This is a genomic window from Nocardia sp. NPDC004278 (genome assembly GCF_053602975.1).
The window spans coordinates 40,278-58,247 of the sequence record NZ_JBSGEQ010000020.1; the positions used below are offsets into that span (position 1 = coordinate 40,278).

The 17,970-nt window shown below is 65.0% G+C and carries 1 protein-coding gene (cut by a window edge); it reads right to left on the minus strand.

From position 1 onward, the window contains the following. A protein-coding gene (locus tag ACWEO2_RS27295) for an MFS transporter (protein WP_452407916.1) crosses the window boundary here: on the minus strand, window positions 1-17,970 show its 3' portion. It continues 9,597 nt past the right edge of the window; the window shows 17,970 of its 27,567 coding nt (coding positions 9,598-27,567); its start codon lies beyond the right edge, outside the window; the stop codon is at window positions 1-3.

Sequence of the window (17,970 nt, forward strand, 5' to 3'; positions counted from 1 at the left end):
TTAGTCACCTTCGGATGCGGTAACCTCGCCGAGGTCTTCGGAGTTCGTGTCGACCATGTCGAGGGGCCCTGCCGTGGGCGACTGGTTGGGCTTGGAATCGGTTGTAGCACTTGATATTTCACGATCGAAGCGGGTTTGCCATTGCGTGTCGGTCTCCCCGTTGGGATCGGGGTAGTGGGCGCCTTCGGCCAAATCCGCGAGTCGCTGCGACAGACCTTCCAGATACGTGTCGATCAATTCGACCCGGGTGCCGTCGACCGGCTCTTCGGTTTCCCAGGTTCCGTCGAGCTCGTCGGCGCTCACCTCGTTCAGCTGAGCGTGCAGGTGCAGTTTGACCAGCGCGTCCAAAGTGTCTACATAGCCGAGCATTTCCGGGTCGGGACTATCGGTGTACGCCTGTCGCAGCTCGGCGACTGCGCTACGCCACTCGAGTGATGTCCGGGTGTCGTGTGGGTATGGCAGGCCGAACTGGTCGGCCAGATCATCGCGAAGCTGACCGAGTATCCGTAGCACCTCGATGGGTTTACGGATGGGCGGCATGGCGTCCTCCGCCTGTGCCGCTATCTCCTCGAAGATCCTGATCACACTCGAGTACCATTCCCAGTGGCGGAGATCGAGGTACTCGGACTCCGAGGTACGGATTCGCTCGCGGATGTCATCCAGCTCCGAGCTCGGAATATGATGCTTGATATATGTGGCCAAGCCATCTTTTATCGCCCAGAAATGATCGCTGAACCCCTTTGGTTTCGGCCACTCGTCTTGGTATGCGTTACTGTTGTCGATCGGCACTATCTGGAAGCCGTGCGCGAGTAGCCAATTGGCGCCCTCGTGTCGATCCCATGGGCGAATCAGCATGTCGCCCAACCCCTGGCGCATTGCCGCGGGTGTCGGGAAATGCTCGCGCCAGCCATCTTTCCCATGCCAGAACAGCTTGTTCGCGGGAATCCCCGGCACATACTCCACCATCAGCGTCAGGTCGTCGAGGCGCAGCACCTCCGGGGCGTGTGTTCCGGCATCCCGGAGCGTCCGCGCCGCCAATTGCTCCGCATCGGCGTGGACCTTTTCCCGGACCTTCTTCAGGACCGCCTGATAACCATTCTCGAAGATGATCAAGTAGACCGATGCCGACGAGGTGTGATGATCCACGGTCTCGAGGGGTATGCGTACGACCTCACCCGAGGCTGCCGCTTTGGCCAGCTTCTCGGCGAACGATCGCTCATCGGCGAGGTCGTTCAGCCACGCCTTGGCGTCACGGTCGGCCGCACGGGTGTCCGGACGGTTGATGTAATACTGGATCGCGGGTTCCGGCCCGGTGTGGTCGCCGGGCACCGCTTCCACGGTCAGCTGGGCATTCTCGTCGATCAAAACCTGCAGGTACTCGATCGGAATCCCTTCTCGCGCGGCCCGTTCCCGCAGCCCCGGTATCAGCTCGTCCACCAGGTTCTGTTGACCGAGTAGTGGCGATGCGACCACGATGCCTTGGCCCGGCACTACCCCGATTCCCTCGATCCGGTGACCGTCATCATCCAGGATCGGGTCCGCGCCCAAAGCCTTCAGCGCATCCCTGGCCGCCAACACCTCCAACGCCGTCCGCACCTCGTGCACATAGTTCCGGGCGTTCTTGATATGCGGCTTCAGCAACTCGAAATGCTCGGCCGCCTTGGGGACCAACTGCTCTGCCTCATCGCGCAGCACCAGCGTCGCGAATCCGTCGACAACGAGCCGACGTAACGCCGTGTCGAACCGCCGACGCTGCCTGGCCTGCAGATCCAGGATCACCTGCTCGACGCCCTCGAGCTCCTCCCGGTGCGCGTGCTCGGTTTTCATCCCGAGCTGCCGAGCCTTCCACAACGCTTCCGCCGCCACCTCCGCCGCCTCCTTCTCGGCGGTCTCGAGCGCTCGGCGCAGCGGCGGTGCCAGTTCTGGAGTCGCCGCGGGCTGCTTGTCGGGGGCGTTCTGCGGTTTGTCGCCACGGGCGAAGCCACCACCGTCGATATTGAGTTGGGCGAGTTGTTCCGCACGCCGATTTCCGCGTGCGAGTTTGCGGCCGTAGTCGAAGGGGCTGCCGGCGTCGCCGAAGGGGTCTTCGAGGTCAGGGACGCCCATTGGGCCGATCATGGCCGCAGGGCGGATTTCGCGCCTGCGGGGCGGGGGTCCGGCGTCGGGCGCAGGCATGGCGGCGGCATCGTCGGCTGTGCGCCCGGCCGCACGTATGGACTCGCGCGCTCGGTCGGCGGACTGCCGGTCGCGCGATGGCGTCGGTCGCGAGGATGTCGACGGCGTGCTGTTATCGGGCTCGGCGTCCGTCGTCGGCGCCGGGTATACGCGGTCCGCCGCCCAGACCGTCGCGGCGCGCATTGTGCTTGCGATCCTGCCGGTGATGCCCCCGAAGATGTGCTGTCCGGTCTCCAGGAGCAGCTGCCCGGATCGTCCGGGCAGCAGACCGGCGACGCTTTTCACGATGTCGTTCGCGGTGCCCAACACGAACTCGGTGTTTGCCCGCAGGACGGTGCTGACCAGGTACTTGTCGGTCACCGCCATCAGGTATTCCTCGGCCCGGCGAGAGCCGATTCTCGACCAGATGAAGGCGCAGTCGACCCGAGCTCGCAGGTAGTCGTCGCTCTGTGGCTCGAGCCACCGGCAGCCGGGGTAGAACGCCGCCGACCACAGGTCGTCCTTCAGGTGCCGCTTCCAGAACGCGTTCTCATCATCGGTGATCACTCCGCGCCTGCAGGCGTCGTCCATCAGCTCGATGTCGTCGTCCAGCATCGGCCTGCCGGAGAAGTACTGCATGATGCCGGCCGCGATCAGCAGCAGTTGCGGGAGTTCATCATTCGAAGTGGTGCGCTGCCAGCTGGCCCACCTGGTCTCATCGGTGGAATCCCGGCGGCTGGCCCGTTCGGGGGTGCCTACCGGCTTGGTCCGGAACTTCCAGACCGGGATGGTCTCGCCGTCCTTCGTGATCTTCTCCTGCGTGAAGAACAATGTGTGCCAGTCGATCTTGTGCTCATGGACCAGTTGATCGATCGACGAGCCGGTCACGTTGATCAACGCAAGCGTCATGTATACGGGGAAGCGTTGGATGAACCGGGCCAGCTCCAAGAGATCCTTCTCGGTGAGCTCCACGTCCCGCAGTTTGTCGAGGTCTTCCTTGAACAGTGCGTGGAACCAGTCGCGCCGATTGCTGACCCAGTCGGCCCCGAATGGTGCCCCGTCTCGGGGCATCGGCATCTTCAGTAGGTATCCGAATCCCTCAGGGGACAGTGCCACCACTCTCTTGATCGCGTCCTGAACCGGGCGCCAATACTCGGGTCCGGGAGCGACGTTCTCGGCGCCGGGATCCATGATCGTCAGCTGGGCACCGGCTGATCCAGGGTTCGGCTGGTCGGTGTCCTCGTCGTGCTGTGCACCCGGCTCGGTGGTAGATGGATCGTCAGTAGTTTCCAGCGCCGCCGGCTGTTCCGGAAGTGGCTGGGTGCCAAGGTCGTTCGACCGTACAGCCGGTGTTACGTCGTTCGGTGGCCGAGGTGGTTCGTCGCCATTGCCGCCGCCCCGAGGCCAGCCTCCGCCGGTGGCGTGGGGTTGGGCGAGCGCTTCGACCCGTCGGTGTCCGCGTGCTGGTTCGAAACCGTGATGTAGGGGGTTGGCGCGGTCGCCGAACGGATCGTCAGGGTCTGGGACGCCCATGAATCCGGGTAGGGCAGCAGGGCGGGCGGGTCGGCGTTGAGGGCCAGGGTCGGGTGCGGCGGTTTCAGATGCTGCTGCCGACGTGCGCTCAGAATCTGTGGTGGATGATCGGCTGCTCCATGGCGATCGCCTGCCGGAGGCAGCCTCCCGTGGTGGCGTAGTCGGCTCCGTCGACGTTCCGGCCGCGCCGCGGGTGGTGAGCCATTCCGACGGCGTGGGGGACCGTCGTGGACGCGCGAACCGGTTGCGCATGGCGCGATAGAACAGGGCGACATCGGAGCCGATGATTATCGCGTCGGCCACTAAGCGGACGCCAGCCATTCGCAGCCCGTGCACGATCTCGTGCAGCGAGTGATGGTGCGGCATCATGAAACCCATTGCCGCACCGATGAAGTCGAGCCCAGGGAAGCCTACCGGCAACAAGTTGGTGTACGCGACCAACCGAGTGGCGCTGCCCGAAGGCCCCGCCGTAAGCGCAAACCGGCGGTCGACGGCAATCTGCTGGAACAACGGATCGTCGGTGTCGAACTCGACCAGTGCTGTGCCGGGGCGCCATGGCAGCGAGACCGAGTATCGGGTGGGGTCCAGTTCGAGAGCCATTGCGGCACTGACCGGTTCCGCCTCGTGGAAGACCCGAACACCATCGACGACGGCATATCCTGCCGAGTCGAGCATGCGGCCGCTGTGCTCGTCGTAGCGGTAGAGCGGCAGTACATCCGTGATCGTCGGATCTTCGGACCGCAATTGCGCGAGTAGCTCTTTCACGTCGACCCGGCCGCGCGGATCGTGCGGCAGCACTCGAGCTGGATCCAGGATGCTGATTTTCCGGGCGATGAGCATGCCGGCGGGAATGGCTTGCAGCTCCCGTTCCGATATGGGCATCGACAGCAGCGCGTATTCGGTCAGATCGAGACTCCGGCGCGCCATCTCGTCGGGCAAGCGGTTGTGAGTCAGATTGTTGCGCTGCGAGTATTCGGCGAGGAGTTGTGCGACGACCGGATCCGTCGGTTGCACCAGATGGGTGACGTCGCGGAAGTCCACAGCCGTAATCGGATCATCGCGTTTCTCGGCCAGCATCGACTCCCGGATGGCACCCAGTGCAGGGATGTTCAACCCGATAGCCGCTGCTTGTGCCTGCCAATCCGGTTGATTCAGCAGTCCGGCGAGGCCGTCGGCCAGTGTGGTGCCCGAGCGGGTCTGCGTCAGCTCCGCGTTGCGGATCATGGCGTTGAGCACCGCGGACATCAACTCACGCAGATTCCCTTCGCGCCGAAGTTCATCCAACGACACGTGACGCGGTACCGCGCCACCCCACTTCACGTTCTCGTACGCATAGAACGCGTCGTCGATCTGGTCGGGAGTAGCGTCAGGGTGCAACTGCACGAGTACTTCGCGCAGGCAGTCCAGCACTTCGATCACGGCCGCCCGGCTGCGCGGATCGTTGTACAGCGAGCGCGTCAGTGCGACCTCGTCTCGCGTGCGTCGGTGCCGCCAACCGGGTTCGGTCGGCTGTGGAGGTGTGACATCGATCTGCTGTGCCGCTTTGTCACGGGAGGCGGCCGGTGGGGCTTCGGGGAGTGGTGTGGGCTGCCTGTTGCGAACGCCGTTGGCGGTTCCGCCACCCCAGCGTGGGAGCCGGTCGTGTTGGTCGACCTGATTCGCGGGCCACGGTGGTGGCGGCAGACCGGGCCGCCAGAGCGCGCGTTGTGGCGGTGGGCCTTCCGACTGACGTGCGAGGGGCTTTCCAAGGGGTAGAGGCCGCCCGGACCCGGGTTCCCATCCGGTCGTGTCGAGCGTCGCGCGCCATTCGAGATCCGGGCTGAATGTCGACGTCCAGCCGCTGACCGGGGTCGTGACATGCTTGCCGTAGGCGCAGCCCGACAGCTGCGGCCGAGCCTCAGAGGTCGATCGGTAGACCTCGACCATTTCGGTTTCGCGCGCGTCGGACAGCTTCGAAAGATCCGGGCCGCGAACCGATCCCATCGACAGCTCTGCCCTCGGACGTGGGCGCTCGACGGTCGTGACCAGTTCGGCGCCGCCGAGTTTGTAACCGAACGCCTGGTGCTGGTCGCCTCCCCGGCGAGTCGACGGAAGCGTGACGATCGGCGGCCCGGTCCAGGCATCGGGGGTCACCTCGACGATCGCCACCGGCATAACCGGGCGGTCGGTGACGTAGAACTGTGGCGCGTGCGCCCGCCGGAATTGGTCCGCGGGGAAGATCAGTACATATCCGCGATGCCCCGGGGCACTTGCGGTCTCGCGGTCGGCCCGGCCGAGCACGAACGTCTCGACGATCGCCGTTCTGTCCGGTGACCAGTGCTGGCATCCACCGGAACTGTTGCCCGGCCACACGCACAACGCAAAGAACATCGCGCGGTCGATATTCGACGTGGCGAACGCCATCGCATCCGGTTTCGATTTGCCGAGCCAGGTCGCGAACTGGGCCGGAAGTTGAGGCGCCAGCAGCGTGAACGGGCGGTAGCTGCCATGCGCGACATAGCCTTCGGCGAGGAAGCTCGCCACGACACCCCGGTTGCCGTCGGGCCGCGACCCGGCGTGGATCAGGCGCGGTGCGGAGCCGGTCTCATGCGCACCTGCGACATAGAGCCTGGTGGACTGTGGGTTGGGGATTTCCGGTCCTGGGGGAGCGCTGTCGGTGGGACGTGCGCCCCTGGCACGAGGGTTGGTCGATGGATTGTCGCCGCCTGGGGGTTCGTCGTCAGTACTCGCGCCGGTCGGGTGTGCGGGCCGAGGCTGCGCGGTGGGCTCGGCGTCTGTGTGCCCGCTACCGTCAGCGCCGGTGACGTCGGCTGCTTCAGTGCCAGGTGTCGATGATGTGGGCTGCCTGTTGCGTACTCCGTTTACGGGGTCGTCCGGGATGTTGTTGCGTTGGACGGCCAGGATCGGGTTCATGCGGCGGGCCCGACGGTTCCAGCCGGCGGCGCGGAACCGAGTGGGGGCGAGAGGATCGCGTTCAGGGCGAGTTGTTGTGGGGTGTTGTGTGTCCTCCTGTGGTGTCGGTGTTGTCGCCTCGGTCTCGGGTTGCGGGCTGCGTCGCAGTGCTTCTATTCCGTGCGGCGATTCGCTGCCAGGGGGTGCTGGATGGTGTGGTGGACGCATGTCTTGCGGGTCAGTCGTCGCGGAGGTCCCCTCGGCGGTCGGGGCTGTGGTGCGACCAGGTTGTTCTCCGTGGTGTGCGGCCCCGGGCTCGGTCGGTGGGTGTCCCGGTTCGGGGATCGAATTATCTTGTTGCGCAGCCGCTTCCGGAGCCGGTTCGGGACTGCCGGAACCGTGCTGTACTGCGAACGCGGTCAGCACCGTCCCGCCACCGACCTGGAAGCGTCCGGAGAACAGCATTCGAGGAGAGGCGCGGCGTTGATCGATCGCCGGATGCACCTCGATGGACCCGGATTCGGGATGCGCTGGATCGGGCCTGAGCGTGATGTCCACGTCGTCTGGACGGATCTCGGCCGCCGTCAGCTGGAACTGTAGGTCGATGACGTTGTCCTTGGCCGAAGCCAGCACCTGATCCCAATGGATTCCGGGATGTGCGGACGCGAGGTCTCGCACGAGCAGACGTTCATCGTGTCGAATACTGCCCGGTCGCGTGGTGAGGTGGGCCGGCACATGATCTTTGGCATCGAGACCGATGGCACGGTACACGTCGCCGGGTGCGGCCGCCGTCGCGGCGTATCCGCTGGTTCCGGTGGCATCACCCACCAGGCCGGCCGGCCAGCGCGGTGCGCCGTTCGGCGCTATCGGGATGGGCTCGTTCTGCAGCCCGAGACCGTGCAGCATCCGTTCGGCACACAGGCGCAAAGTCAGCGCCGGGCTGTGTTCGCTGTCGAGAATTTCTGTGGTGTGAACGTCGGGGGGCAGCACGTGCCGGATCAGGGGTTGGCTCGGCGTCTCGGCAGGAACAGCTGTTGCACCGTCGGATATCGAATCGACGGACGTGCTCTGCTCGGGCGGCTCGGTTGCGTTGGACCTGTCGTCATCGATTATTCCGAGCCGCAGTGCCATCATGGCCATCGGTATCGGCTCGCGGACGCCGAGTTTCTCGCCGATGCGTGCACGGTGGCGCTCGACGGTCTGACGGGTCACCTTGCGTTTGTGGGCGATCTGCTGGTTGGTCCGCCCTTCGGCGATCAACTGGAGCAACTCGATCTCGTCCTTGGACAGATCGAAGTCCGTCGATGCCGGCGTATCGGTAGTCGTGAGCAGGCCCCAGCGCCTGGCCTTGACCACCGCGGCAATGATGCTCGCAGTATTAAGCTTCTTGGCCGCACTGGTGTTGTAATTCGAGACGGTCCCGGGACTCAATCCCAGTCTTACGGCGATCTCATCGCGCGACAGGCCCTCGTAGGTCAGCTGTAGCACCTCGAGTTCACGAGGAAGCAGCCCGGTGGCGTCGATCGGTTTCGCTCGTCGGCGCGGCCCGCTCGCCGATTCTGTAGCGCCATTGCCCGGCGGTTCGTGCGGAGTCGTCGGATCGTCTTCCGGCCGATGCGCGGCATCGCTGGGTGCTCCCGAGTCTCGGGTCTGCGGGTATGGTCGGCCGTCTGGGTCTTGGGCGTGGTGGTGGTAGACAGTGCCGCCGATTTCGTTGCCGTGCAGCCCTGTTCCGGATTTGAGCGCTCGGTGGTTCTTGCGTTGCGGTGGGAGGCCGCGTGCCGCTCGGTCGATATCGAACTCGTGGAATGAAGTCATCGGCCCCGGCGGGTTGGCACCACCCCCACCGCGAGGTGGCGTGGGTGGCTCCTGTCGCTCTGCTCGCGCACCGGCCGGGGCGTTGTGTTGCAGCTCAGCCGGATCTATCGACAGGTCCACAGCCCCCGAGTCGCGGAGTGTGCGCGCCTGCGCAAGCTGGCTATTCGCCTGCTCCGAATCGGGTGCGGGGCCGGTCCCCGTGATAACCGGTCGGTTCGGGGCGAGCTTTCTGATGTGGGGTGCGCCGCGCTGGAATCCGGTGTATCGGCCGTCGGTTCGTAGGAAATACGCTTCGACCGGTGGTCGGTTGCCGTCGACCTGATTCTCCGGCACCGTGAGTCGATCACCGGTCGCGCGCATGTCGGTAGTCGCGTCGCGGCCGTGTTGGCCATCGAGGTAGCGGATGGTGCCGTGGTCGTTGACAACGTTCACCGCGTGTGCCGTCGGCTGCTGGTTGTTGTCCAGCTGGGAGTGGTCGTAGTAGACGATGATGCCGCGAGCCCGGTGGTCGCCGTCGATCAATTCGTCTTCGACGTCGGCCAAGCTCTGGACGGGTTGGAATGTCGTCCGGTAGTGGGCCTCGATAAACGGTACGTCATGTCTGCCGTCGGTGCCGCGGCCGCCTGTTCGACCCGTTGGCGATGGTGCGGCGACCATGTCGGTTCGGCCGTCGATTCTGAGGTCGGTGACGATCGCGCATTCGGCGCAGTTGTTCTCGTTGCCCAACGGATTCACATCGCTGATCAGCTCGAGCAGCGGATCGGTGCCGTCCGCCCGGATGGAATCTGGATGGGCACCGCGGCTTTCCGTATCCGGTTCCGGCAGGGTCTCGGATCCGTGCTGGCGCAGGCCGAACAGGCGTCTGATCAGCTGGTGCGCGGCGCCGCCGATGGCGGCGGCGTGGTGCGCGGCGACGCCGACGGCGCCCGCACCGATGATGCCAACCGCTATCCAGCCCGGGACGAAGATTCCCTGCGCCGAAAGCAGGGCGCCGCCCAGCAGCGGACCGGCGGCCGCTCCGGAGTACAAGACCATATCCTTCGCGCTGTTCGCCCGGTTGAAGAGCTCCTTGGGAACGGTCTGGTTCAGGTGTCCTGCCACCCGGACATTTAGGCCGACACCGATTATCGAGGTGCCGAGTGCACCAGCGGCCACAGCGAAGGGGTTGGGGGTTGCCGCTTGGAGTGCGGCGACTCCGGCGAAGCCGAACAGCGCTGCCGGGTACAGGAGCTCGACTTTGGTCTTGCTGATCAACTTCTTCGGCAGCAGCCCGCCGATTACGCCACCGATAGCGCTGGCACTGACGACCGCCGCGGTGGCCACATCGTGCATGTGGGCCTGGTCGATAATAGTGGCAGTGCGAATGTTCAAAATCCCGATCGCCGCATTGGTGGCCACCGTGACCAGGGCGTATTCGCTAAGAAATGGGTCGTTCCGGACTGCCCGCGCGCCGTCGGCGATATCGGTGAATATGTCGCGGAATGCGGGGCGGTCCTTCGGGACATGCGGCGGGAGAGACTCTCGGAGGCGAGACAGCGCCCTCAGGATCCACAGCGATGAGGCGCCGTTCGCCGCGAACGGCAGCGAGTTCGCCACGTTCAGCACGATGGGTCCGAGCGCGCGCCCACCGGTACCGGCGACATACCGATCGATTTCCGCCATCCGGTTCGCTGCCAGCAGCTGCTCGGGTGTGACCAGATCTCGAACCGTCCCCAGGAGACTGCGCAGGTAAAACGTCGAAAGGAACGCCTCGACCAAGGTTGTCCCGGCGAGTACCGGGCCGATATCCGGGACCCCGAGGGCCACCGCGCCACCGGCGAAGGTAGCGGCCGCGACAGTTCCCCACTGCGTGATCTGCATTGTCTTGACGCGGTCTTGTAAGTCGGCGACATAGCCCGCCAGGGGCTCGGCCAAGACCTTCGCTGCCATGGGCGCGAATGAGGTGAGGCCCGCCGCCATCGGCGAACCTGTCAGTTTCAGCATCAACAGTGGCAGGGCCGACTCCTGAATGCTGAAACCTATGTTGGAGAGGGCATTCGGAATGTACAACTGGTCGCGATACACCTTATTGGTGATAAGCAACTGCTTCGGTGAGACCGACTCTTCGGGCGTTTCGGGTTCCTGGGTCGGGCCGGCGGGCGATGCCGGTGCCGATTCGGCGGCCGGCGTCTGTCCGGGTTCGGCGGCCGCGCTGGCAGCCGCTTGTTTCCTCCGCTTACCGGGCAGCCAGAATGCACGGCCTTCCGGATTCCGGCCGAACCCATCGAGCACCGGGTCGAACAGACCTGGCTCGCGCCGCAGCGGCGGATCCGGTTCCAGCCCCTCGGCGCGGCCACCGATGATGTCACCTATCGCGCTGATCCCGAACCTTGCGGCGTCCGCGTTTCGATTCTCTGCCACCGCGCCGTAGCCGCCGGGCGGGAGTTGTGGGCTCGGTGCGCCGCCGTTGTCTGCTGCGCTGCCCGTCTCAGCGGCCGTTTCATCCGGTCGGTTGGGTTCGGCAGCCGTCGCCGAGAGGGCCTGATCGCTGGTCGATTCGGATCGTGTGACATCGACGGGCCCCGTGCCGAGTTCGGCCGCTATTCGAATCCGGAAGTCCTGCACCGCATCCGGGGAGACAGTCGTCGAATCACCGTCGGGGGTGGTCGGCAGGGTGCCGACGACGACGCGAAGCCTCTCGAGTTGGCTTTGCGACATTCGGGCCGAAGTGGGATCTGTGTCGAGCGGCGCGAGTACCACCTGAAGCGGGCCGTCGGCGCCGACCTTCTCGGCCAGTTGTGTCAGGAGCCGATGGACTTGCTTCGGCGTTGCGCCGAGCACGGCCCCGACGGTTGCGCGTGACATGCCGTCCGCTACCAAGCGAAGAGTGTGTGCCTCGACTTCGGTCAGCGCGACCGTGTGTACGTCCGCACGTGTCGTCTCCGCGATTGTCGCGTTGCGTCCTCGGACGTTCATTTTGCGGGCGGCGCGGCCGAGGTGGTCCTCCACGGTGTGCGGTGCAATACCGAGCCGCTGGCCGATTTCGCGATTCGACAGTCCCAGTGCGGCCAGGCCAACCACGTCGGCCTCGCGACGCGAAAGCTTGCTGAGTGCGATCGAATTCAACGGAGCGGGCGACACTGTCAGTTCAATCGGCTCTTCGGACGATTCCACCTGAGGGTCATGCGCGGCTCCATCGGCAGCCGGGGCGTCGTTGTTGGAGTCCTGCGAGTCGGAGTCATCGTCGATGATGCCGTTGCGTATCGCCATCTCGACGATCCCGTTCCGATCGCTGATGCCGAATTCACGAACGATAGCGGCTTTCTGTGCCTGTACCGCAAACTTGGAAGTCCCAGTGGCGACCGCGATTTCCGGGAAGGTCTTGCCCTTTGCCATCAGACGAAGAATCGCGATCTGACGAGGAGTCAGTCTATGGGTGACACTGGGCTCTACAACGTCACGGGGGGACGCCACCTGGGACGCGTACAACTCTTCCAGCCGGCTCAGGACATCGACCAGCAGCTCGCTCTCCTTGTGGACGATGCTTCCCCCACTGAACGAGTCCGGGGATTGCCCTTGTGCGGGCCCGAGGTTTTCGCGGCGTTTGTCGGCGAGATGTCTGGCTATCCGGCGGATGGCCCCGTCCGCCATCAGCTTGATTGTCGGCTGCTCGAGCCGCATTGCCACGGCTAGGTCGGCCGGCTGTATGCGGTCACGGAACAGGCTGAGTACGATACGACGCTGCTTAGCCCCGAGCAGGGCGAGCGCCTCCCGTAATTGCGATGGATCGGCCTCTGCCAATGCTCGACGCAGTGCCTCGAGCCTGGTGCGCTCGGCGCGCACGATCGCTTTGACCAAGCTGTCGGCGGCCTCGACTACGATGTCCTCGATTTCGTCGGGATCCGACTGTGTTTCCGCTGCAAAAGGCTTCCCGGTATCCAGACCCCGCAGGGCAGTCCGCTGGTTAAGTGGAAGCCTGTCGATGGCCTCCAGAATTTGCTCGGCGGTGGCCTCGGCCAGCGCCTGAGCTGGATCGGGTGCTTTGACATCGGCTGCCAGTATCGCGCAGAGCCCAGCCCGAAACTCGATGAACCCAGCTGGTCTCCGCGGGGTGCCTTTCGTAGGACCAGCCGAGTCGCTACCGCGTTTACTGCCGGTCCAAGGCGTTGGCTTGCTGGGCTGGCGACGGTTGTTCCATGGTGTTTCCGGGAGGGAACGAGCTGCTGACTCCGCGTCGTCGAAACGGTTGGCCACCGACGGTGCCGCGTCCAGGTCGCCGTGTACGCCCGCGGCATCGACCGGGGTGTCGGTGCGGCCGTCCTCCCCTGCTGGCGGCGCTATCGCTTCGTGCGTTTCGGGTGGCGGTTCGGTTGTCGGGGACTGGGTTCGGGTTTGGCTCTGCGTGGTTCGGGAATTGCTCCCGTCGCGCTCGGACCGGTCACCCATCGGGCTGATCGGGTAGTCGGCAAGCGGCTCACCTGGCGTCGCCGCGACGTTGGTGTCGGGATCGAACAGGGGCACGGGTCGCAGGCCGGTGACGTCGTCGTTCTGGACGAAGGCGACCCCGAAGTAGGTGGCTCCCGATTCGTCCGGGGTGCCGCGCACATGCCGTGTCCACTGTTCTTCGCGCGGACGGTACTCCAGCGGTTCTTCGCGCGGGTCGTAACCGACCAGTTCACGTTGCCAGACATCGCCGTTCTCATCCGCTTTCGTCAGATATAGGTGTGCGCCGAGACCATTCGGACGGTCGAACACAACCGCCACCCGTGCCCCGGGACCGAGATCACGGAGCAAATCCGCGGCCTTGTCGCGTGCGGTGCCGTTCTGGTCGGCGACGAAACCTCCGCGCAGCCACCCCGCGCGTGTCGACCAGCTGAACTCCGCGGCGAACATTTCCTCCGGCGGGCCCTGATCCGTGCGCCGTCGGACCGGTAGTCCCTCACGCTCGAGCGCATCGATGGCATTCGGCGCGCAATCCTTGGCGTTCGCGCCTTCCAGCAGCAGCGCCAGCGCCAGGTCGTCCCAGGACACCGGTGGGCCGTCCGGGCTTCGGAACGCGACCGAGCCGTCACCGCGCACCTCCGAATCGGATTGCGGCTCTGGGGCTTCCAGTAGGAGGCCAGCGAGTCCGGGATCTTGCATCGCACGGAGTACCAACTCGTCGGCGCCCTCGTGCCCGGAGACGAGATGGAAGCCCGGCAGTGGTGGCCGTCCACCCGGCCGGGTTGCGTAGTAATCGCGAATTCGCTTGCGCGCTGAAAGATCTTCGATCAGCGCTGGCAGGGCCTGATCCACACCGGCGCCACCCGTCATGCGCAGCACCCATGCGACTCGTTCTCCGGGATTGTCGCGTGCGGCCGCCTCGATGTCCTGCGCCAGTTGCGCGACCGCGGCGATCACGGACGTCGCGGTGAGGTCCTGATCGAAGACTCGAACGTGCACCTCGTCGGCGGCATCGACATCCCCGATGGCGAGTTCGAAATGTGTCGGTATTTCGAAATGTCCTGAGTAATAGTCCAAGACGTGCACACGCGGGTGGCTGGGTAGATCGGCGGCGAGTTCCGCGGCCGCCGCCATGCCCAGCACCGCCGCTTCGAGACGCATCCGCTGTCGTAGGAAGTCGGCCTGCTCGAATTGCAGCTCGAGCGCCGCCATCGGATCCGCGTCGTCGGGCTGTTGCAGTGCCAGCTGTAGGTCGCTGTCCAGCATCTCTCGGGTGATCCCCAACCGGACGATCCGGTCGCGCCAGCGCGCGGGCAAGGCGCGCTTATCGTCGTGCGGTTGGGGAACCAGCGCCCAGCGCTGTTCTCGATTCAGCGCATCGAAACCCATTACGGCCGAAACAACTTCGTCGACATCTCCGCTCTGGGAAACATCGGAGCGCACCGTGGAAAGCTGATACCAGGCGCCGTCCGCGATCTGATCCAGTTCCGGATGCTCCGCGGCCCAATCTTTCGGTAGCACCGGACGCGGCTGTGTACGTGGGGCGAGCATATCGTCGGCGAGTGCGCCGAGCTGCTTGTCGAGGTTACGAATCTGCTGATGCCGGCTGTGGAACTCGACGTATTCCGGTGCGGTCAGCTCGTCGGGCTGTGCCGGGTTGGTTAGCCCGAGAACGACCAAATCGGCCATTGCGCCGGTCGCCGCGCGGGCTTGTTCCCGTCGCGCCTCGGCTGCCTGCCGCTGCTGGGCGAGAGCGTCGAGCCGAGCGCGCTGGCCATCCAGGAAGCGGGATTCCTCGGCGGCCGCTGTCCGCGAATGGAATTCGACGAATTGCTTAGCGTTGCGGAGTCGGGGGTCGTCGTCCTGCGTGCCATTGGTCTCCAGGAAGGTGACCACCCAGCTGACCCACGCGCCCAATACCGCTTGGTCCACACCGAGCTGTTGCGCGAGCTCGGCCGCCGCCTCGTCTCGCTTGCGCCGCACGTTATACAGGTCCTGTGCTTGCGCCGCCGTCGAATCGGCATGGCTACGGGCCTCGTCGACCTTGTCGAGCAGCCGAATTTCCGCGTCCAACGCATTGACCCGCTCGGCTGCCGCCAGCATGTCGCGGTTGGCCTTGAACGACTCGAGATATGTACGCGTTATCTCGTCGGGCGGGCGCGGCGGGTCGGCACGCTTGTCGTCGTCCAGTCGCGAGGCCAGAATCGCCTGTGCCTGAGTGGAATTGGTGCGCAGTGCTCGCAACGACTCGGAACCTGGCGTCAAGCTGGTCGGATCGATGTCGTGCCGCTCGGCGAGTTCGTCGCGCCGAGCGCGAGCCTGCTCCCGCTGTGTCGCAAGGCGCTCGCGGGCGTCCGGCGGGTTCGCTCCAGCGCCGTCGCCGTGACCGGCACTGCCTATTTCCGTGGAGTTTTCGTTGTTGGCGGCAGATGTGGGGTTGTGCTGAGTGTCGGGTACCGCCGCTTCGTGGGGTTTTTCGGGTGGTTGGTTGTCGGGGAGGTTGTGGTTGAAGACGCCGCCGCGCTGGAAGGAGACGGGGCCGGTTTCTCTTTCGGGTGCGGGTTGGTTGCTGTCGAACGCTGGGAGTCCCGCCATGGCGTCACGGTGTTCGGCCAGGACGTTTTCGGCCATATCGAACAGTCGTTGCCTGGCGGCTTCGGTGTCGGTGGGTAGTTGTTCTCGGGCGGCGCGGGCACGGACTCTGGCGGCCAGGTTTCGTGCGATGAGTGGGTTGCCGAGCGCGGCCATCAGTCGGTGGTAGACCTGGCTGTTTTCCACGCGTGCGGTGGGTTGGTCGGATACTGCGGCGGTATCCGAGTCGACTTGTTCGCCGACGGTGCTTTGCTGTCGTTCGGGTTCCGCCGCATGCGTTGGGTCATCGGAGTCCGGCTGTTCCGCGATGGCTGGCTCGGCCGGGGTCAGGCCGCGTCGTTCGGCCTCGGCGTCGGCCAGCGCGCTGATATTGCGGTGGACCATTGCCTCGCCCTCGGTCGGCGTCAGGGTGTCGACCTCGGCAGCCACCACCGATTCTGCCTCGGCCTCGTCCGGATTGAGAGCGCCGTCCTTCTGGCGGATGCCGTATGAGCTGAATTGCTCCGCCATCCATGCCCGCAATGCTCGAATGTTGTTGGAACCGTGGGTTTCCTCGAAGTAATTACAGACCACCTCATACGCACTCGGCGCGTGGATGGGCAGTAGCCGGCGCAGCGCGTGAGCTAATTCGTGAATGGCCAGGCAGAAGTACACGCGGTCGAGATCGACGCGCAGCCGTCCGGTAGCCGCCTGCTTTATTGCATCGGCGTGCATTCGCGCCGGTGCGGTCATCCACAATTCGTTGAATTCGATGCCGTCAATGGACGTCTCGCCGAATGTGCCGATGTCTCCAGGGACGATCTTGATCTCGGACAGGTCTCTGAGGATCGGGAACCGGGCGATCATGTGCAGTCTGGCCGCAATGAGCTGACCGGCGGTGTCCGCGCTGATACCGGGGTTTTCGATACCGATGAGATCGATGCCATGATCGGCTCGCAGCGCCGCGACCATCGCCATCTTGGCCTGTTGTTCCGTCGGCGTCACAGGACGGTACTCGGCCGCGAGTTGCCCTCGCTCGCGGTACTTCTGGGCCAACCGCTGTGGCGCGATCTTGGTCAACAGGTCGTGCAGTACCTGCTCCCCGACCGATGCGCCGGTCGGATCATGCTCCGTGGCCGAGAAGGCTCCCGCCAGCGCGGCGGCCACATCCAATCGGCCGTCGCCACCGAGTCCATATTTGCGGAACTGGCTGTCCCGCCAGGCGAACGCCTCACTCGGAGACCACGGCATCGGCCCCTGATGACTGTCTCGATGGTGGTCGACAAGCGTCAACTTGGCGTCCCGCTGCGCTCTCAGCCAACTCGCATTATTAAGTGCATAGCCGAATTCCCGCCGGACCAACCCGAGTACCGGCTCCTCGACAGACCCTACAGCGAGCCCGTCGTTCAGCATCTCGGCCCATTGCTGAGCGAAGAGCTCCGGGTCGGCTGCGAAATCGTCGGACAATGTGATCGACCGCGTGTACGGGTAACTCGTAGCGGTTCCCGCGACATGGTCACTCATGGCGAACCGTCGCCCCTGCGAGACGGGCCCGATCCCGATCTGGAGCAGTTGCACGTGCGGGTATTTCGTCAACAAATGATGTATCGCTCGAGCGATCCGACGAACGACTTCCACTGTGACACTGGTTAAGTCGAATCCGAAGATGCGGACCGCGTGTCTGCGCCACAACTCCGCGGCGACCTTGGCGCCCGTCGCGCAGGATTCGAACGGATCGGCCACGGACTGGTCGATAGCACTGGCCGAGACCACCGAATCACGTGCCGCGCGGGCGAGGCACCGATGCTGTTCACGCAGTTCCTCGGGGTAGCCGGGATCGTCGAACGGAAGTCGCTGTTCCGGGGTGGCCGTGCGCCAATGGTGTTGGAGCCGCCCGTTGTGAATTCGGCTGCCGAGGTAGTCGAGGAAGTCGTCAGTCGAGATATCTGTCCCGGACACCAACGCGTCCAGGATGATCGGCAGCGCGATCTCGGCCAAGCGTAGATGTTCGGACAGCACGTCGTTCGGAAGATCATGGAAGTCCGTGGTGGTCAACGGAACTTGGTTGCTGCCCTGGTGAGCGTCAATCCACGCCGGCGCGGTGGTGGTATCGAGCGCCGCGTCGTATCCAGCGGTTTCGCCGGTGTATTCGGCGGCTAGAACCCCGTACAGTTGGGCGGCCAATCCGACGACCAGCGAACGCGGGGGATGTGCGGGAGCGTCGCTGCTTGTGCCCTCGGCTGGGATTTCGGAATCGCTTGCGCCCGAATCGCTCATCGCGGGTACAGCGCCGGTCGGGGCGTCCAGCGCTGGGGAATCGTCATGGACCGTTTGTGCCGCCGGCATTTCTGCGGACGCGGCGGCAGGTGGCGTGTCGCTGGGATGTGCTGTGCTGCCGTCGGGTTCGGGGTTTCCTGCGCCCGATTGCTTCCCGCGGCGTCCATGGGGATCTGTTGGGCAATCCGAAGGGAGGTGGTGGTACCGCACCGAATCGAATTCGCCTGGAATGATCCCGACAGTGAATGGTTGACGCGGCCTGCGCGCGTGATGGTGGCGCCCGCCTGGCCCGGCCGGGCGGCG